Genomic DNA, 18,292 nt, shown 5'->3' on the forward strand with positions numbered 1-18,292 from the left:
GTCTACATACCGATGAAAGGAAACTCCGGTTCCGGCGCGCGTCCGCTGAGCAGATCGGCCAGAGCCCGGCCCGAACCCACCCCCATGGTCCAACCCAGCGTTCCATGTCCTGTATTCAGGTACAGGTTGGGAATGCGGGTCCGGCCTATCAGGGGCACGTTCGACGGAGTGGACGGACGCAGGCCCGACCAGTATGCGACGCGCTCGAAGTCGAGCGCGCCGGGGAAAAGCTCGCGCGCCAGGCGTGTCATGGCCTCGCAGCGCTGGGGATTCAAAGCGCGGGAATAGCCCGCTAGTTCAGCCGTGCCGGCCATGCGCAGGCGGTTGCCCAGGCGCGAAAAGACGACTTTGTGGCTGCTGTCGGTAAGGCTGACCGTGGGCGCGGCCACCGGATCGACGATGGGGAATGTCGCGGAATAGCCCTTGGCCGGATAGACGTTGCATGGAACGCCAAGCGGGCGCACCAGCAGCGGGCTATAGCTGCCCATGGCGACGACGAAGGCATCGGCGGGTATCTGGCCGTACACGCCTTCCGGACCGGTGACCTCTGCCGCGTCGACACGGCCTCCGACGGACACCAGGCGGGTGACCTGGGTGGAATAGCGGAATTCCACGCCGGCCGCCACGCAGCGCTGCGCCAGCGCGACGCTGAACATGTGCACGTCGCCGGATTCGTCTTCCGGCGTGTAATCGCCACCGACGATGCGGTGGCGCTGCGAGGCCAGGGCCGGTTCCACCGCGACCACTTCATCGGCGGTCATGATGCGCCGCTCCACGCCGAAATCGCGCATGACGCCCGCAGCCTTCTGCGAGAGCTCGAATTCGTGGGCATCCCGATAGAAATTGAGGATGCCGCGTTCCAGGTGGTCGTATTCGATCCCCAGTTCGGTACGCATGGCGCGCAAGGTCGCGCGGCTGTATTCGGCCATGCGCACCATGGCGCGGATGTTGGGCGCGAGCCGGCCGGGAAGGCATTCGCGCAGGAAGGCCAGCCCCCATGCCCACTGGCGCCAGTCCAGCTGCGGCCGGAACAGCAGCGGGGCGTCCTCGTGGAACAGCCACTTGATCAGCTTCAGGGGTGCTTGCGGATTGGCCCAGGGCTCGGCATAAGAAACGGATATCTGGGCGCCATTGGCGAGACTGGTTTCCTGCGCGGGACCGGTGCGCCGATCGATGACCACGACATCATGTCCGGCCTGGCGCAACCACCACGCCGAGGAAATCCCGATGATGCCAGCTCCCAATACCGCTATTCTCATTCGCGCCAAGCTCCTGGGTACGGGCACGCCTGACCTCAGCCGCGCACGTCAAATCCCGTTGAAATGCTGGGAAGGAAGTTTACCCTGACCCACAGCGCCGGCACGGAAACGCCGGCGGTGAAAAGCATCGCCATCCGTCTGCTTGTAAGCTGCTATGTCAATCCGCCGAAATCACGCACGCGCCTTGGCCAGATCGGCTTCGGACGTGAACGCGTCGGCGTAGAACTCTTCCGCCGGCAAGCCGCACTGCGCGGTGAATTCCCGGCGCGCCGCATCGACCATGACCGGGGCGCCGCAAGCATACACCTGATAGCCGGAAAGATCGGTCAAATCGCGCATCACGGCCTCGTGCACGAAGCCCGTACGACCGCTCCAGCCATCTTCGGGCAAGGCATCGGAGATAACGGGAATGTAGCGGAAGTCCGGCACGGAGGCCGCCCAGGAACCGGCCAGCGCGTCCATGTAGAGGTCGCGCGGGCGGCGCCCGCCCCAATAGAGCGAGACCGGCCGGCGGATCTGCTTGTGGATCATGTGTTCGACGATGGCCTTGATCGGTGCGAAGCCGGTGCCGCTGGCCAGCAGCACGATAGGCTTGTCGCTATCCTCGCGCAGAAAGAAGGACCCGAAAGGCCCTTCGATGCGCAGGATCTCACGCTCTTTCATTTGCGTGGCGCCGGCCCCGAATACATGATCCGTGAAATGGCCGCCCGGCATATGGCGGATGTGCAGTTCCAGGGGGCTGCCGGCATGCGGCGCGGTCGCCATGGAATAACTGCGGCGCCGCCCTTCCTTGAGAATGAGTTCGATGTACTGGCCGGCATGGAAACGGAAGGTTTCCGACGCGGGAAGTTGCAGTTTGATCACCGCGACGTCCGGCACGATCCGTTCGATGCCCTGCACGCGAGCCGGAAGCTTGCGGATCTGTATGTCGCTGGCCAGGCGGACCTCGGCCGACTCCACCAGCAGGTCGGACGCGGGCCGCGCCTGGCACAACAGCGTATAGCCGGCGGCAAGCTCTTCCGGAGCCAGAATCTGGGCAGGATACGGACCGGCGTCGAATTCGCCGGACAGGACCTTGCCCTTGCAGGTGGAGCATGCGCCGCTGCGGCAGCTATAGGGCAGGACAAAACCGGCGGCCAGCGCGGCATCGAGGACGGTTTGCCCGTCTTCAACCTTGAACTGGTGTTGGGTGGGCGTGAGGGTGACCTGGAAACTCATGGCGCGGCAATAGCAGTGACGGGGCTGGAACGGGACCGAATCCGGCATTCTATAATTTTTGCCGTCCCGGGGCAGGCGCAGTCGGGGCCGTTACGCAGGCTATGCGCCGGAAGGTTGTCCATGACGTGGGTCATTCTGTTCCTGGCCGGGCTCTGTGAAGTCGTATGGGCGGTGGGCCTGAAGTACACCAACGGCTTCACCCGCATCGTTCCGTCCGTCATTACCATCGTCGGCATGGTGGCCAGCGTGTGGCTGCTGGCCATCGCCATGCGCACCCTGCCCCTCGGGACGGCTTATGCGGTGTGGGTGGGAATAGGCACGGTGGGCGCCTTCGTCGCCGGTGTCATCCTGTTCGACGAGGGCCTGGGCTGGCTGCGCCTGGCCAGTGTCGCCCTGATCGTGACCGGCCTGGTAGGTCTGAAGCTCTCGGGGTCGTCGTAGCCGGACTGGCCGGCCCGTCGCATCGGGGTGCCGCCTGGCCGCCTTCGTGGCGGCGCTAGAAATCCCATTCCACCGATATCTCGTCGCCAACGCGCAGGACGGCGCCCGGGCGCGCGTCGACGATGGCGTTCTGGCCGAATACGACCCCCAATTCCACGCTGCGCGTGGCTGTCAGCGTCAGGCCGGGTTCGTCGCCCCGCTGCCCCGTGCGCTGGTCCACGTCCGGGATGCTGCACCGAGTGCACGGTTTCACCAAGGCGAGGCGGATATCGCCGCCCCGCGCCAGCAAGGCCACGTGGTCCTCTTCATACGCCCCGAGGTCTTCGCCAGCGAGCACGATGTTGGGACGGAATCGATCCATCGGAACGGGCGAGTGCCCCTTGGTCCGCAGTTGGGCGTTCAGTTCGTCCAGCGACGCCTGGTTGGCGATCAGCAAGGGAAAACCGTCGGCGAAACCGAACACGGGACTGGCCTCGAAACCGGCCGCCAGGTCGGCATGCTCCTGGCGCCAGCGGCCCACCCAGTCGCGGCTGACAACGCGGCCCGCGCCGGCGATATCGATTCTGAACAGGCGACAGGAAACGCCCAGGAAAGCACTGAGCCACTGCGCAGCAGCCTCGCTTTCGGCCCGCGCCGGGAAGGTATCGCGCCATACCGTGACCGGCTCATCGTGGCCAGCCAGGCCGGACCCGTCCAGGGGAACCTCCAGCATCGGCATGCCGGGGGCGGTCAGTTGCAGATGGGACGCCGTCAGGGCCGTGCGCACCAGCGCCATGGGCGGAAGCTGCCGCTGCGTCAGGAACCGGGTGCCAGCGGCAATCAGCCAGCGACGATCGTACGCCAGACCGGCGGCATCGATGGGCGACGCATCCACATCGATGCCCGCGCAGGACTTGACGGGATATATGTGCAGGCTGCGGACGAACAGGGACATGAAGGACCGGACGGAGACAAGGGAACCGCGCAAGCATAGCAATAAACCCACGCGACCCGATGTCAAGAAACCGGCACGGACGTGGATAATGTCCGCGCCGGCCGGTGCTTGCGCGACGGCGGCCTTCAGCCGACCAGCTTCAGCGTGTCCAACGGTGTCAGGGCCTTGAATCCGGCCCGGGTGGCGATGTGCTCGGGCCGCGGCGCCAGTCCGTATTTCGGCGCGCCCAGCGCGTTTTCAACGCTGTTGTAGACCATGAACACATTCGATCGCGGCGAGGGTGAAATATTGCTGTTCGACCCGTGCATGGTGTTGCAATCGAAAAACACCACCGAACCGGCCTTGCCCGTCATCGCCTGAATCCCCCCCTGTTCCACCAGCAATTGCAGGCTGACGGGATCGGGAACGCCGTACTCCTGCTTCTTCAACGACTGCTTGTAGTGATCCTGGGGCGTTTCGCCGATGCACGAAATGAAGTGCCGGTGGGAGCCGGGCACCAGCATCAGCGGACCATTGCAGGCGGTGTTATCGGTCAGCAGCACCGAGCAGCTGAGCGCGCGCATGGCGGGCATGCCGTCTTCGACGTGCCAGGTTTCGAAATCCGAGTGCCAATAGAATTCCTTGCCCTTGAAGCCCGGCTTCATGTTGGCGCGCGACTGGTGGATGTAGACCTCCGATCCCAGGATCTGCCGCGCCACATTGATCAGCCGCGGATCGCGTGCCAGCCGCCCGACCAGGGGGCTGAGCTGGTGCACCATGAAAATGGACCGCACCGCGTTGCTGCCCGGCTCGGTAATCGATTCCTCGCGGCGAACGATGGCCTGGTCGCGCGCCATCCGGGTGATTTCGGCGATCAGCGCATCCACTTCGGCCTGGGGCAGCAGGTTCTCCAGCATCAGAAAGCCGTCGCGGTCGTAGCCCTGGACCTGTTCCGGCGTCAGCGCATCGGCATACAGGCCGTCCCCGTATACCACGGGATCATGGCGGGCAACGATGCCGGCGCTGCGGTCCGTGCGGGACGCGTAGCGGTCTTTGGCGGGTGAAATCATGACGTTTCCTCCTTACGCAGGGATGGGCGGGTCAAGCCGCTTCCTTTTCGGGCAGGGGGTACACGCCGTTTTTGTCATGCACTTCCTGGCCGGTGAGCGGCGGGTTGAAGACGCAGATGACGCGCAGCGGTTTTTCGCCCCCGCACAACCAATGCTCGTCGTGGTCGTTCAAGGCATAGACGACGCCGGGCCCCAGCTCGTAGCGCTTGCCGTCGGCGATCGTTTCCAGCGAGCCGTCGCCCTCGATGCACCACACCGCCTCGAGGTGATTGCGGTAATGAATGTGGGTGCGCGTCCCGGGGAAAATGGTGGTTTCATGGAACGAGAATCCCATGCCATCTTTCTTGAGCAGCACGCGCCGGCTCATCCAGGTATCGGTGCGGACCTCGTCCTGGGTCCCGACGACATCTTTTACATTGCGTACGATCATTGGCGTTTTCCTCCGAATTTCAGGATGCGGGCAGACTGCCCGGTTTCGGCCAGCACTTCGGCCACACTGGCCTCGATGGCATCGAGACCCCGCTTGAGCAATTCGTCTTCGATGGTGAGCGCGGGCAGCAGCTTGAGCACCTCGTCGTGGGCGCCGGACGTTTCGATGACGATGCCGCGCTCGAACGCCTTGCGCGCGATACGGTTGGCCAGCTCCGGCTGGCCGGCCGTCACCAGGCCCTGGATCAGGCCGCGACCGCGAACCACCAGGCCACTGCCGGGATAGCTGTGCGCGAGGTTTTCCAGCCAGTCGCGCACCAGGCGTTCCTTGCGCAGAACCTCGCGCGAGAAGGCCGGATCGGCCCAATATGTGTCGAGGGCCGCGGCGGCGGTGACGAAGGCCAGGTTATTGCCGCGGAACGTCCCGCTGTGCGCGCCCGGCTTCCAGACGTCCAGTTCGGGCTTCATCAGCACCAGCGACATGGGCAGTCCAAAGCCGGACAACGACTTGGAAAGCGTGATGATGTCCGGGCTGATACCCGCGGTTTCGAAACTGAAGAACTTGCCCGTGCGGCCGCAGCCGACCTGGATGTCGTCGACGATCAGCAACATGTCGTGGCGCCGGCAGACTTTTTCCAGTTCCTTCAGCCAGCGCAGGGTGGCGACATTGACGCCGCCTTCGCCCTGCACCGTCTCGACGATGACGGCGGCCGGCTTGTCCATGCCGCTGCTGGGATCGTCCAGCATGCGCTCCAGGTATGCCATGGTGTCCACGTCCGCGCCGAAGTAACCGTCATAGGGCATGAACGTGGTGTTGGCCAGCGAGTACCCCGCCGCATCGCGGAACTTGGCGTTGGCCGTGGCCGGCAGCGAGCCGCCGCTGACACCGTGGAAGGCGTGCGTGAAGGAAATGATGTTGGGGCGGCCTTTCACCTGGCGGGCGATCTTCAGCGCCGCCTCGACGGCATTGGTGCCGGTCGGACCGGTGAACTGCAGCGTGTATTGCCACTTGCGCGGCTGCAACAGCACGCGATCCACCGTCTCCAGGAAGTACTTCTTGGCGCTGGTAGCCATATCCAGGCCGTGCACGACGCCATCGGAAGCCAGGTAGTCCATGAGGCGGGACTTGAACAGCGGATTGTTGTGCCCGTAGTTCAGGGTACCCGCGCCGCTGAAGAAGTCGATGTATTCAGTCCCTTCTTCGTCGATCAGCAACGAGCCCCGCGCCTGGTTGAAAATCACCGGGAAAGACCGTATGTAGCCGCGTACTTCCGACTCCATGCGCTCGAAGATTTTCAGGTCCATATCGTTTTCTCCTTACTGAGGGTGGATAGCGGGAAAACGCGAAGCGCCGTCACGGCGATGCGCCTTTTCCGCGTCAAGGGGAAGCCGCAACGATCCGCTTAACGCGGAATCGAAGCGATCGGTCCGATTCTGAGCAGCATCTCGTCGTCGTGATCCGCCTGGCCGAACAACTGCTTGCCGAAGAACGGCTGTTCAGCCATGTGGGCGCCAAGGTCGCCGGCGAGACTGGTGAAAGTACGGCGCGACGCATGGTTGTCCGGCCCGACGGTCGTTTCCACATGGCGGATGTCCGCCAGTTCCGGGCGTCGCAGCAGCGCGTGCAACATGCGGCGGGCCAGGCGCTGGCCGCGGGCGCGCTCATGCACCGCGACCTGCCAGACGAACAGACGGTCCGTCCGGCCCGGCGGCACGTAGGCCGATACGAAGCCGTCGATGCTGCCGCCAGGGCTTTCCGCGACCACGCAGGTGGCCGGGAAGTGCTCGCACAACAACAGATAGGCATACACGGTGTTCTGGTCCAACGGAGGACAATCGCCCACCAGTCGATGGATCACGGCACCATCGGGCAGACGCGGAATCCGGAACAGATGCGAGGGTTCCTGCGCGGCCAGCGGGGTGGCCCCGCGCGTATCGAAGGCCCTGGTCATACCACCAGGCCCGATTCGGGCGCGGGACCGCTGGTCGGCACGTCCAGGATGGGGGAAGCATCGTGCGCATCGGCCGGTGCGGCCTGGCCGCCCTGCTCCATCAGCGCGACGATGCGCTCCAGCGACAGCGTGATCGTGGCCTGCTCGAGTTCGGGCAAGGCGTTCAATGCATCGGCCAGGTGCTTCTGCAAGGGGGACGGCGCCTGCTTGGCCAGCTCGATGCCGGCGACGGTCGCGGTGACAAACACCGTGCGCCGGTCCTCCCGGCCGCGTTCGCGGCGAATCAATCCCTTGTCTTCCAGGCGGTCCAGGATGCCGACCACGGTGCTGGGGCTGACGTGGATCTCGCGGCTGATGGCCGTAGACGTGAGCGGGCCCAGCGCGATCACGGTACGCAGGCACATGAGCTGGGGCGCGGTGATGTGGCTGATGGCGGCCAACTGCCGGGAATGCAGCGCAATCGACCGGGTAATGCGCCGCAGCGCACGCAGGATGCGCAAGTCGTACTGCTGCGCGGTCGCGGCCGGTACGGCGGTTTCAGGATGGGCGTGTTCAGTCATAGGTGCTGAAATTAGTCTGTCAAGCAAAATTTATACAGAAATAAATTCTACTCAATTGATTTGAGTACGAATTATATGGGCACAAGTGGATCCTGTGAACCCCAAATGCGGGTTTGCACCGACCTTCACCCTCTCTTACCTTCCGACACGCCGCCTGTCAGCGCATAGGTTCCCTGCCTTCGCGCCCCGACAGAACGCGCGGGGGACGGCGAAAAAAAAGCCGGCGGCCCCCGGGAAATCACCCGTGAACCGCCGGCCTGGGACGCCGGAATGGAACGGCCGGCTAGAACACCGGCGACAGCACCGGCTGCTTGGGCCGCACGTCCAGTTGCCGGCCCTTGCGGGCGCGCTTGCCCACGTAGGCCTGCAGCTCCGCGCCGGTCAGGATGTCTTCGACCTGCTTGTTGCGGTACATCCCCGTGGCACGCAGGCCTTTGGCGCCGATGGGAACCACCTGGGCAAGAACATCGCCACCGTCCAGCCCCATCAATATGGTGCCGCGGCCGCCGCCGGCCAGTGTCTTGACTTCGTCCAGGCCGAATAGCAGAAACTTGCCCTTGCCCGACAACAGCGCCAGGCGTTGTGCGCCGTCGAAAACCGGCACCGGACGCAACAGCGCGTCGCCGTCCTCCAGGGTGACGAACTGCTTGCCGGCGCGCTGGCGGCTGGTCATGTCCGACAGGCGCGCGACAAAGCCGAAACCGCCCTGGGTGGCGAACAGCCAGCGGGTGTCGCCGGCGGCCGCGATCATATGCACGATGCGCGTGCCCGAGGCCAGGTCGATCATGGTGGTGACCGGCTGGCCGTCGCCGCGCGCGGACGGCAGATTGGCGACCGCGACCGTATAAGCCCGGCCGTTGTCGCCCAGCGCGATCAGCGTATCGGTGGTGCGGCATTCGAAGGCGCCGTACAGGTCGTCGCCCTGTTTGAAACCGAATTGCGTGGCGTCGTGCCCGTGGCCCTGGCGGGCACGCAGCCAGCCCTTCTGGGACACGATGACCGTGACCGGTTCGTCGACCACGCGTGTTTCCATCACCGCGCGCTCGGCCGCCTCGATCAGCGTGCGCCGCCCGTCGCCATATTGCTTGGCGTCGGCTTCGATCTCGCGGACAATGGTCCGCTTCAGGGACGAGGGATTGTCCAGCAGTTCCTGCAGCTTGGCCTGTTCTTCGCGCTTGTCGGCGAGTTCCTGCTCCACCTTGATGCCATCCAGGCGCGCCAACTGACGCAGGCGCATTTCCAGGATGTCCTCGGCCTGGCGTTCACTCAGCTTGAACCGCTGCATCAGTGCAGCCCGGGGCTCGTCGGATTCCCGGATCGTCTGGATGACCTCGTCGACGTTCAGGTAGACCACCATGCGCCCCTCCAGCACATGGATACGGTCGATGACCTTGTCCAGGCGGTGGCGCGTGCGGCGAATGACGGTGTCCGTGCGGAATGCCAGCCATTCGAGCAGGATTTCCCGCAACGGCTTCTGGCGCGGGCGGCCGTCGGTGCCGATGCAGACCAGGTTGACCGGAACGCTGCTTTCCATGCTGGTTTGCGCCAGCAGGCTATTAACGAATTCGTCGCGATCCACGCGCGAGGTCTTGGGCTCGAAGACCAGGCGCACGGCGGCATCCTTGCCCGACTCGTCGCGCACGGCATCCAGCAGCGCCAGCATCTGGGCCTTGGCCTGCTGCTGGTCCGCGGTCAGGGCCTTCTTGCCTGCCTTGACCTTCGGATTGGTCAGTTCCTCGATTTCCTCCAGCACGCGTTGGCACGATGCGCCCGGCGGCAGTTCGGTGACCACCAGCTGCCACTGCCCGCGCGCCAGTTCCTCGAATTGCCAACGGGCGCGGGCCTTCAGCGAACCACGGCCACTGTTGTAGATCTGCGCGATGTCTTCGGCCGGCGTGATGATCTGCCCGCCGCCGGCAAAGTCCGGGCCGGGGACCATGGCGTAGAGCTCGGCGTCGGCCAGCGTGGGGTGCTTGAGCAGCGCCACGCAGGCCTGGGCGACTTCCCGCAGATTGTGCGAGGGAATTTCCGTGGCCATGCCGACGGCGATACCCGAAGCGCCGTTCAGCAGCATGACCGGCAGCCGCGCCGGCAGCATCTGCGGCTCCTGGTAGCTGCCGTCGTAGTTGGGCACGAAGTCGACCGTGCCTTCCTCGAGCTCGTCCAGCAACAGCCGGGCGATGGGCGTCAGGCGTGCCTCGGTGTAGCGCATCGCCGCCGCGTTGTCGCCGTCGCGCGAGCCGAAGTTGCCCTGTCCGTCAACCAGCGGGTAGCGCAGCGAGAAACTCTGCGCCATGCGGACCATGGCGTCATAGGCGGCCTGGTCGCCGTGCGGATGGTATTTGCCCAGCACGTCGCCCACCACGCGGGCGGACTTCACCGGTTTGGCGGTGGGGCCCAGGCCCATGGCCTGCATGGCGTACAGGATGCGCCGCTGCACGGGTTTTTGCCCGTCGCCCACGTCGGGCAAGGCACGGCCGCGCACAACGGATACGGCGTAGTCCAGGTAAGCCTGTTCGGCGTAGCGCCCCAGGGTGATGGCGGCGTCGCCCGAATCGGTATCGAACAAGCCTTGTTGATTGCTATCGGTCATGGTGTCGCGTCATTGCCATGCCGCGCCGGCGCACCGGCGCGGCATGGCCATCAGATATCCAGTTCGGCGAGATTGCCTTTTTCTTCCAGCCAGGAACGGCGCTGGGCCGATTCCCCCTTGCCCATGAGCATGTCGAAAACGCGCGTCGTCTGGTCGGGATCCAGGTCGCCGTAGCTGACCGGCAGCAGGCGCCGCGTATCCGGGTTCATGGTGGTTTCCCACAATTGCTCGGGGCTCATTTCGCCCAGGCCCTTGAAGCGGCTGATGCTCCAGCTGCCTTCGCGCTGGCCTTCCTTGCGCAGCTTGTCCTGGACGGCTTCCAGTTCGCCGGCGTCCAGGCAATAGATCTTGCGCGGCGGGCGCTTGCCTTGCGCCGGCACGTCCACGCGGAACAGCGGCGGCCGCGCCACATAGACGTTGCCCGCCTCCACAAGCCTGGGGAAATGCTTGTAGAAGAGCGTCAGCAACAGCACCTGGATATGTGAGCCGTCCACGTCCGCGTCCGAAAGGATGCAGATGCGGCCGTAGCGCAGGCCGGAGAGATCCGGCGTATCGCCGGGTCCGTGCGGGTCCACGCCGATGGCCACCGCGATATCGTGGATTTCGTTATTGGCGAACAGGCGGTCGCGTTCGACTTCCCACGAATTCAGCACCTTGCCGCGCAGCGGCAGGATGGCCTGGAACTCTTTATCGCGCCCCATCTTGGCCGAACCGCCGGCCGAATCGCCTTCTACCAGGAAGACTTCCGTGCGCGACACATCGCTGGATTCGCAATCGGTGAGCTTGCCGGGCAGCACGGCCACGCCCGAACTTTTGCGTTTTTCAACGCGCTGGGCCGACCGCGCCCGTGCCTGTGCCTGGCGTATCGCCAGTTCCGCCAGCTTGCGCCCGTATTCGACGTTGCTGTGCAGCCAAAGATCCAGCGCGCCCCGCGTAAAGCCGCCGACCAGCCGCACTGCATCGCGGCTGTTCAGCCTTTCCTTGATCTGTCCCTGGAACTGCGGGTCCAGCACCTTGGCCGACAACACGAAACTGGCGCGCGCGAACACGTCTTCCGGCAGCAGCTTGACGCCCTTGGGCAGCAGGCTGTGCAGTTCGGCGAAGCTCTTGACGGCGGCGAACAGGCCCTCGCGCAGACCGGATTCATGCGTCCCGCCGGCCGGCGTGGGGATCAGGTTGACGTAGGATTCGCGCACGGCATTGCCGTCCTCGGTCCAGGCGACCACCCATTGCGCGCCCTCGCCTTCGGCGAAGGTGTCGTGGTCCGCGCCGGCGTACTGGCTACCCTCGAACATCGGGATCATCAGCTCCGCGCCGCCCAGGGCTTCGGTCAGGTAGCCGCGCAAGCCGTCCTCGTACAGCCAGGTCTTGCTGTCGCCCGTTTTTTCCACCGTCAGGGTGACCCGGGTACCGGGCAGCAGCACCGCCTTGCTGCGCAGCAGCTGCGTCAGTTCGGCCAACGGGATATTGGGATGGTCGAAATAGGCGGGATCGGGCCAGACCCGCACGCGGGTGCCGGACTTCTTCTTCGCCACGCCGCTGAAAGGCGCGAGCGGTTCGGCGACCTCCCCATCGCGAAAGACCATGCGATGGATGCCGCCGTCGCGCCACACGATGACTTCCATGCGGGTGGACAGGGCATTGGTGACCGAGACGCCGACGCCGTGCAGGCCGCCGGAAAACGCATAGGCACCGCCCCCCTGCTTATCGAACTTGCCGCCGGCGTGCAGGCGCGTGAACACCAATTCCACCACCGGGGCGTTTTCTTCCGGGTGCATGCCCACCGGAATGCCACGGCCATCGTCCTCGACCGACACGCTGCCGTCCGCATGCATGATGACCAGGATGTGCTTGCCGTTGCCGGCCAGCGCCTCGTCGGCGGCGTTGTCGATGACTTCCTGCACGATGTGCAGCGGATTTTCGGTACGGGTGTACATGCCCGGGCGTTGCCGCACGGGCTCCAGGCCCTTCAGGACCCGGATGGACGCCTCTGTATAACGTGGTGTGGCCAAGTTATCCCCAACATCTGTGGAAAAAAACCGACATTCTAAGGAAAGGCCCAGTATTGGCGCGCCGCGAACTGGGTTGCGCAGATCCTGAGCAACCTGCCGGGCGTACCCTGGGCGGACGGGGTGCGTGCCCCTGGGACGGGGCTGTCGGCGCCAGCCGCCCCCTGCCGCAAGGCTGGTTATCCTACACAAAAACCGGTGACGCCTGTTCGGATGGACAGTGGTATGCTTTAATCCTGCCAACTCAAGAATGGCGGGTCGAAGCACGCCTCCCCGCCGCAAAGCAACGAGAACAGTCATGAGTGACCAAATCAAGCATGTCAGCGACGCCAGCTTCGATGCCGACGTTTTGAAGGCCGACCTCCCCGTGCTGGTGGATTACTGGGCGGAATGGTGCGGCCCCTGCAAAATGATCGCCCCCATCCTGGAAGAAGTCGCCAAGGAATACGCGGGCCGCGTTACCGTCGCCAAGCTCAACGTCGACGAAAACGGCGACACCCCGGGCAAGTACGGCATCCGCGGCATCCCCACCCTGATGCTCTTCAAGGATGGCAAGGCCGCGGCGACCAAGGTCGGCGCCCTGTCGAAGTCCCAGCTCACCGCCTTTCTGGACAGCGCCTTGTAAACAGCGTTCGTTCCTCCGTTCGCGCGGGCCCGTCCGTGGCCCGCCGCCCTCTCTCTCTTTACCTTCCCCCGATAAATCAACGCAATGCACCTGAATGAACTAAAGGCGCAACACGTCTCCAAATTGCTGGAACTTGCCGCCTCCCTGGAAATCGAGAACGCCAACCGCCTGCGCAAGCAGGAGCTGATGTTCGCCATCATGAAGAAGCGCGCCAAGCAGGGCGAGCAAATCTTCGGCGACGGCGTGCTGGAAGTCCTGCCGGATGGCTTCGGTTTCCTGCGGTCGCCCGATACCTCGTATCTGGCGAGCACCGATGACATCTATATATCCCCCTCGCAGATCCGCCGCTTCAATCTGCATACCGGCGATTCGATCGAGGGCGAGGTGCGTACGCCCAAGGACGGCGAGCGTTATTTCGCGCTGGTGAAGGTGGACAAGGTCAACGGACTGCCGCCCGAGGCGATCAAGCATCGGATCATGTTCGAGAACCTGACGCCGCTGCATCCCAACCAGGCGATGCGGCTGGAACGGGACATCAAAAGCGAAGAGAACCTGACCGGTCGCATCCTGGATATCTTCGCCCCCATCGGCAAAGGCCAGCGCGGACTGATCGTCGCCAGCCCCAAGTCGGGCAAGACCGTGATGATGCAGCATATCGCGCACGCCATCACGACGAACTTCCCCGACGCGGTCATGATCGTGCTGCTGGTGGACGAGCGCCCGGAAGAAGTCACGGAAATGCAGCGCACCGTGCGCGGCGAGGTCGTTGCGTCGACGTTCGACGAACCCGCCACGCGCCACGTGCAGGTGGCCGAAATGGTCATCGAAAAGGCCAAGCGCCTGGTCGAACTGAAAAAAGACGTGGTGATCCTGCTGGACTCCATCACCCGCCTGGCGCGCGCCTACAACACGGTGGTACCCGCTTCCGGCAAGGTGCTGACCGGCGGTGTCGACGCCAATGCGCTACAGCGCCCCAAGCGCTTCTTCGGTGCCGCGCGCAATGTGGAAGAAGGCGGTTCGCTGACCATCATCGGCACGGCCCTGATCGAAACGGGCAGTCGGATGGACGAAGTCATCTACGAGGAATTCAAGGGCACCGGCAACTCCGAAGTGCACCTGGAACGCCGCCTGGCCGAAAAACGCGTCTATCCGTCCATCAACCTGAACAAGTCCGGTACGCGCCGCGAAGAACTGCTGATCAAGCCCGAGCTTCTGCAGAAGGTCTGGGTGCTGCGCAAGTTCATCCACGACATGGACGAAATCCAGGCCATGGAATTCATCCTGGACAAGATGCGCGCCACCAAGACGAACGCCGAATTCTTCGACATGATGAAGAAGTAGGCTCCCCCCCGAAGCGCTGCGCGCTTCCCCCCAGAGGGGCGAAGCTGGAGGACGGGCGGAGCCGGATCCTCGGCGTCCCGGGTCTGCCGCACCTGTTTTTTGCGCGGTGGTGTGGTGGAGTGCCCCCCGAAGCGCATCGGGGGTGGGTTCATTAGTGTTCGATGGGGTCTTGGGGGCGCGTGGCGTCGGGGTTGCCTGGGACGCCCGCGGGTAAGGGGCCGTCGATCGGCGCGACCTTGGGGTCGTTCCACGGCCCGGTTACCGCATACTGCACCGTCATCGCCCGCGCCAGCGGGTACTTCAGCAGCCACTGCGTCACGAAGGCCCCCAGGCCCAGCAGCGGGTTCACCGCCAGCGCCGTTGCCACCGCCGCGCCGCTGGCATCGAGGTTGGGAATCACCACCGCCTTCAGGTCCCAGGTTTCGTCGATGATGCTGGTGGTCCCGGACAGCACGATGGCGGCAACCGGCCCATTGACCTTGTAGTCGTCGGTATATATTTTGCCCTTCGATACATTGAAGCGGGCTCGTATCGAATCGAAGGGAAAACCGTCGCGGAACAGGTTGGCGGGATTCAATTCCAGCTTGGCAAGCCGCTGCAGCGACTGCATGGACAAGAGCTCCAGCAGCCGCGCGGTGCGCGAGTTCACATGGATGAGCCGGCCTTTGTCCATGCGCAGCTTGAGGTCGCCGTCGATGGCAGCGACATTGTGCGACCACGGCAGGTCGGCCCATGTCAGTTTTCCTTCCGCGGAGCCGGCGCCGCCGACGGCCATGTCCGGCCAGCCCAGCCGGTTCAACAGCTTGCCGAAGTCGCTCCATTTGGCCGAAGCATCCACGGTCAGTCCGCGGTCCGCGCCGCTCAGGCGCCAGAAGCCCGTGGCGTCCAGCGAGGCATCCTCATTGGCGATGCGCAGCGTATCCAGGCGCCAGCGCTGCCCTCGTTCCACGTTGGTGCCGACGACGCGCAGCGTCCCCAGGTCCTTGCCATAGAAGCGCAGCACGTCCGCCTGCAAGTCCACGGCAGGGATGTCCTTCAAGTCGTCGCCGGAGGAAGTGTCGTCGGGCGGCTTCTCCAGACCGTCCCCGCCGAAGGACAGATATTTGAAGCGGGCCGTGACCTGGCCGGCGATGGCACCGGACGCTTCGCGCCAGGAAATGGCGCCGGCGGCCTGCCTGGATTGGATATCGACGCGCCACTGTGCCGGCGCGGGCCGTACCGCATACAGCTTGAGATCGTTCAGGAACAGCCCGGCCACGTGCAGCCGCGGTGTCTCCAGCGCGATCTGGTCCGGCGGCGGCAGCAGGGGCGGCGGGGCGGGCAGGCGTTTGCCGCGCGCCGTACCCGAAGGCGGTGTCTCGAAGCCGTCGGCCACATCCTGCCAGGCATCCACGTCGATGTCCGGCAGCTTCAGCCGGACGCTCAGGCCTTGCGCGGGCAACGTGGCCGGCTGGTTGGCGCCCAGCGCGCCGCGCGCGAACGTCCAGCGCTTCTCCGCCGGATCGCGCTCCAGCAGCAGGTTGATATTTTCACCGAGGCTGGCGGTCAGCCAATCGCGGTCCCGGCTGCCGGGATTGGTCGCGGGGCTCCATTGCAGCCGCAGGGGCAGCGTCGACGACGCCGGCTTGCCGACCGGCGCCGGCATGTCGATGGCCATGCCCGTCAGATCGGATTCCAGGCTGACGTCGACACGGCCGCCGCGTATATAAAGGAGCTTGCCGCGCACGGCCGTACGGCCCGAAAACCGCGACATCGCCGGCGCGTGTACCAGTTGCGCCAGCGCTGCGCCAGTAACCTGGCCGTCGAAACGCAGCCCGTTGCGCGTGTCCAGCAGGCCGCCGTTGATCCTGAGCGGGCCGCCGAGGAACTGGGCCTGGACATCGCGCGCGCGCAAATCCGTTTCGGTGAATTCCAGCATGCCGCGCAGCTGCGTCAGCGTCGGCAACTGCGGATACAGGGTGAAGTCGTTATCGTTGAAAGAGAGCGAACCGTCCACCCGCGTGTCGTCGGTATGCAGCAAGGGGACCCGCAGCGCGAGCGCGACGGTCCAGTCGCCCGTACCGCGCGCCTGCGCCAGACGGTTCTCCAGCAAGGCGCCCAGCGGCGACGCATTGGTCGTCGACAGGAATGAAGACACGGCACCTTGCACGTCGCCCTGCAGATAAAGCTCTGCATTGTTCTCCATGTCCGGAATGCCGGCCTTGATCGCGCCCAGGCGCAGCGGCGTATCCCGCGCATCGGACGGCCGCAAAATAGCGCCCGGCTTGCCTTCCAGGGTCAGGGCGGCGCCATCGATGGCGAAGGAGCCATCCATGCCCAGTATCGCGGGCCAGGCCTTGCGGTCCCGGGCGGCCGGCGCGTAGTCTACGGTCGCGCCGACGAACGGGCCGCCGATATGGAAGCGGCCGTGCTGGCCGGGCTGCGAAAACGGAAATTCGCTCAGGTCCCCCTGCACCGCGAGGGCGGCGTCGCGCACCACGCCGCCCTGCAGTCCCTGCGCCAGCCATTCCCGGGCATCCTGGGATACAGCCATGGGCAGGTATCGATGGATGGTGCTCATGGTGGCGCGGCGCAGCGTGCCGTGGATATCGGCCGTGCCCGCGTCCGTTTCACCGCGTGCTTCCCAACTGCCTTGCAAACGCAGGTCGACGTCGTCGTTCGTCAGCTGCAGGTCGCGCAGCTCCATGCCCAGGACGCCGCTGCGCGCCCGGCGCAAAGTCGTGTCCACCCGCGCGGTGGACAGGGCCAGCGTGGGCTGTTCGAGGATACCCGGCAGTTCGGTTCGGACATCGCTGGCCTCCCCACGCAGGGCAAGCCCGGCGCCATTGGCACTGCGGGCCAACGGCGGATGCGCCCCCTGGGCGAGCAGATCTCCAGGCAGCCCCTCCAGCCGGGCCTTCACCATGCCCGCCGATGCGGCCACGCCGTCCTGCCATCGCCAGGCCAGTTGGCGCGCGACCAGGTCCAGGGTGACCGTGCCCAGCCGGCGGCCATCGACCTGTACCCAGGCGCGCGTGGCCATGCGCCCCTGCACCGGCGGCATGTCGACCCATGGCGCCCAGGCCGCTGGCTCGCCATCGGCGACCTCCGCATAGACCTGTCCGTGCCAGCTTGCCAGATCGCCGGGATGCCGGCTGAAAAGCGAGCGCTCGACCTCGCCGCGCAGGCTCAGGCCTGCCGCCAGCGCGGCGGGCGGTCGGGCTTGCAACGCGAAGCGATGCGATAGCGCGCCGTTGAGCATGACGAAACTGGCATCCTGCAGGACCATCTCGGGGGCCGCCCGCGCTTCATCGACCCAGCGCACCGTGGCGTGGCGCAGCACGATTTCGCGCTGGCGGACCAGCCAGCGCAGGGCGATGGACCGGCTGGCATCGCTGTCGTCCGCCTGCGCCAGGTCGATGGACTGCCCGGCGACCCACAACCGGTCATCGCGATCCCGCCGCAGCGTCAGGTCCAGGCCGTCGGCCTGCAGGGAAACCAGGCGCGGCTCGCGGCTGAGGATGCTGCGCCAGGCCAGCACGGCCTCCACGGCGGGCAGCGTCAGCACCGGGGCGCCTTGGGAATCGGCGATCCCGACGCCGGCCAGCGTCAGGCGGGGATTCAAGCCGCTCCAGTCCGCGGCGATGTGGCCGATATGCACCGAGGCGCCTACCGCATCGCTGGCGTAACGCTCGATCTGCGGGCGCCATTGATCGATGCGCGGCAGCACGAAATAGCGCAGCCCCAGCAAACCCACCGCGGCGGCGACGTAAAGGATCCAGAGACTCCAGAGCAGACCGCGGAGTAATTTGATAGGCAAACGCACGTTTGTTGAGCGAGGAAAGAGGTCTTGCAGTATCGTCCCCTTATACCCGAAATGTTTCATCGCGTCTGCGCAACGTT

The 18,292-nt window shown here is 65.3% G+C and carries 14 protein-coding genes; 3 read left to right on the forward strand and 11 right to left on the reverse strand.

Features of this window, described 5'->3' with window-relative positions; translation table 11 throughout:
• Window positions 1-2 precede the first annotated feature (2 nt).
• Together ACO1P8_RS01095 and ACO1P8_RS01100 are read right to left on the reverse strand one after the other, a co-directional pair.
• Window positions 3-1,259, reverse strand: a complete 1,257-nt coding sequence (locus ACO1P8_RS01095) for a D-amino acid dehydrogenase (protein ID WP_486294082.1) — start codon at window positions 1,257-1,259, stop codon at window positions 3-5.
• 171 nt (window positions 1,260-1,430) lie between these two features.
• Complete coding sequence (locus tag ACO1P8_RS01100; RefSeq protein WP_486294114.1) at window positions 1,431-2,477, reverse strand: CDP-6-deoxy-delta-3,4-glucoseen reductase; 1,047 nt, start codon at window positions 2,475-2,477, stop codon at window positions 1,431-1,433.
• Between the two features lie 120 nt (window positions 2,478-2,597).
• Between ACO1P8_RS01100 and sugE the strand changes: the two genes are divergently transcribed.
• A complete protein-coding gene (gene sugE, locus ACO1P8_RS01105) occupies window positions 2,598-2,918 on the forward strand; it encodes a quaternary ammonium compound efflux SMR transporter SugE (protein ID WP_486294083.1) in 321 nt (106 codons plus the stop codon).
• Between the two features lie 55 nt (window positions 2,919-2,973).
• Here sugE and ACO1P8_RS01110 read toward each other — a convergent pair whose 3' ends face one another.
• The 8 genes from ACO1P8_RS01110 to ACO1P8_RS01145 form a co-directional block, all read right to left on the reverse strand.
• The gene (locus ACO1P8_RS01110; RefSeq protein ID WP_486294084.1) at window positions 2,974-3,852 is read right to left on the reverse strand and encodes an MOSC domain-containing protein; all 879 of its coding nucleotides are present in this window, start codon (window positions 3,850-3,852) and stop codon (window positions 2,974-2,976) included.
• A gap of 125 nt (window positions 3,853-3,977) precedes the next feature.
• Window positions 3,978-4,901 (reverse strand): ectoine hydroxylase, encoded by a 924-nt coding sequence (thpD, locus tag ACO1P8_RS01115; RefSeq protein ID WP_486294085.1) that lies wholly within the window; start codon window positions 4,899-4,901, stop codon window positions 3,978-3,980.
• Between the two features lie 31 nt (window positions 4,902-4,932).
• The gene (locus ACO1P8_RS01120) at window positions 4,933-5,331 is read right to left on the reverse strand and encodes an ectoine synthase (RefSeq protein ID WP_094841237.1); all 399 of its coding nucleotides are present in this window, start codon (window positions 5,329-5,331) and stop codon (window positions 4,933-4,935) included.
• Window positions 5,328-6,635: a diaminobutyrate--2-oxoglutarate transaminase gene (gene ectB, locus ACO1P8_RS01125; protein WP_486294086.1), complete on the reverse strand. Its 1,308-nt coding sequence runs from the start codon at window positions 6,633-6,635 to the stop codon at window positions 5,328-5,330. The genes ACO1P8_RS01120 and ectB overlap by 4 nt, the downstream gene beginning before the upstream one ends.
• Before the next feature lie 98 nt (window positions 6,636-6,733).
• The gene (ectA, locus tag ACO1P8_RS01130) at window positions 6,734-7,282 is read right to left on the reverse strand and encodes a diaminobutyrate acetyltransferase (RefSeq protein WP_486294087.1); all 549 of its coding nucleotides are present in this window, start codon (window positions 7,280-7,282) and stop codon (window positions 6,734-6,736) included.
• Window positions 7,279-7,842 carry a MarR family winged helix-turn-helix transcriptional regulator gene (locus ACO1P8_RS01135; RefSeq protein WP_094841234.1) on the reverse strand — a complete coding sequence of 188 codons (564 nt, stop codon included), beginning with the start codon at window positions 7,840-7,842 and terminating at the stop codon, window positions 7,279-7,281. Before ACO1P8_RS01135 ends, ectA begins: the two co-directional genes overlap by 4 nt.
• 283 nt (window positions 7,843-8,125) lie before the next feature.
• Window positions 8,126-10,435 carry a DNA topoisomerase IV subunit A gene (gene parC / locus ACO1P8_RS01140; protein ID WP_486294088.1) on the reverse strand — a complete coding sequence of 770 codons (2,310 nt, stop codon included), beginning with the start codon at window positions 10,433-10,435 and terminating at the stop codon, window positions 8,126-8,128.
• Window positions 10,436-10,485: 50 nt separating this feature from the next.
• The gene (locus ACO1P8_RS01145) at window positions 10,486-12,447 is read right to left on the reverse strand and encodes a DNA topoisomerase IV subunit B (protein ID WP_486294089.1); all 1,962 of its coding nucleotides are present in this window, start codon (window positions 12,445-12,447) and stop codon (window positions 10,486-10,488) included.
• Window positions 12,448-12,742: 295 nt separating this feature from the next.
• Here ACO1P8_RS01145 and trxA point away from each other — a divergent pair, with 295 nt between their 5' ends.
• Window positions 12,743-13,069 carry a thioredoxin TrxA gene (gene trxA, locus ACO1P8_RS01150; RefSeq protein ID WP_486294090.1) on the forward strand — a complete coding sequence of 109 codons (327 nt, stop codon included), beginning with the start codon at window positions 12,743-12,745 and terminating at the stop codon, window positions 13,067-13,069.
• Between the two features lie 84 nt (window positions 13,070-13,153).
• Complete coding sequence (gene rho, locus ACO1P8_RS01155) at window positions 13,154-14,410, forward strand: transcription termination factor Rho (protein ID WP_066347086.1); 1,257 nt, start codon at window positions 13,154-13,156, stop codon at window positions 14,408-14,410.
• 151 nt (window positions 14,411-14,561) lie between these two features.
• Here the strand turns inward: rho and ACO1P8_RS01160 are convergent, their stop codons facing one another.
• Window positions 14,562-18,215, reverse strand: a complete 3,654-nt coding sequence (locus tag ACO1P8_RS01160) for a YhdP family protein (RefSeq protein WP_486294091.1) — start codon at window positions 18,213-18,215, stop codon at window positions 14,562-14,564.
• Window positions 18,216-18,292 lie beyond the last annotated feature (77 nt).

It is taken from the genome of Bordetella sp., assembly GCF_057362025.1.

Coding starts and splice junctions, on each gene's coding strand:
- ACO1P8_RS01095 (WP_486294082.1), bottom strand. CDS start 1,259: ATGAGAATAGCGGTATTGGGAGCTGGCATCATCGGGATTTCCTCGGCG.
- ACO1P8_RS01100 (WP_486294114.1), bottom strand. CDS start 2,477: ATGAGTTTCCAGGTCACCCTCACGCCCACCCAACACCAGTTCAAGGTT.
- sugE (WP_486294083.1), top strand. CDS start 2,598: ATGACGTGGGTCATTCTGTTCCTGGCCGGGCTCTGTGAAGTCGTATGG.
- ACO1P8_RS01110 (WP_486294084.1), bottom strand. CDS start 3,852: ATGTCCCTGTTCGTCCGCAGCCTGCACATATATCCCGTCAAGTCCTGC.
- thpD (WP_486294085.1), bottom strand. CDS start 4,901: ATGATTTCACCCGCCAAAGACCGCTACGCGTCCCGCACGGACCGCAGC.
- ACO1P8_RS01120 (WP_094841237.1), bottom strand. CDS start 5,331: ATGATCGTACGCAATGTAAAAGATGTCGTCGGGACCCAGGACGAGGTC.
- ectB (WP_486294086.1), bottom strand. CDS start 6,635: ATGGACCTGAAAATCTTCGAGCGCATGGAGTCGGAAGTACGCGGCTAC.
- ectA (WP_486294087.1), bottom strand. CDS start 7,282: ATGACCAGGGCCTTCGATACGCGCGGGGCCACCCCGCTGGCCGCGCAG.
- ACO1P8_RS01135 (WP_094841234.1), bottom strand. CDS start 7,842: ATGACTGAACACGCCCATCCTGAAACCGCCGTACCGGCCGCGACCGCG.
- parC (WP_486294088.1), bottom strand. CDS start 10,435: ATGACCGATAGCAATCAACAAGGCTTGTTCGATACCGATTCGGGCGAC.
- trxA (WP_486294090.1), top strand. CDS start 12,743: ATGAGTGACCAAATCAAGCATGTCAGCGACGCCAGCTTCGATGCCGAC.
- rho (WP_066347086.1), top strand. CDS start 13,154: ATGCACCTGAATGAACTAAAGGCGCAACACGTCTCCAAATTGCTGGAA.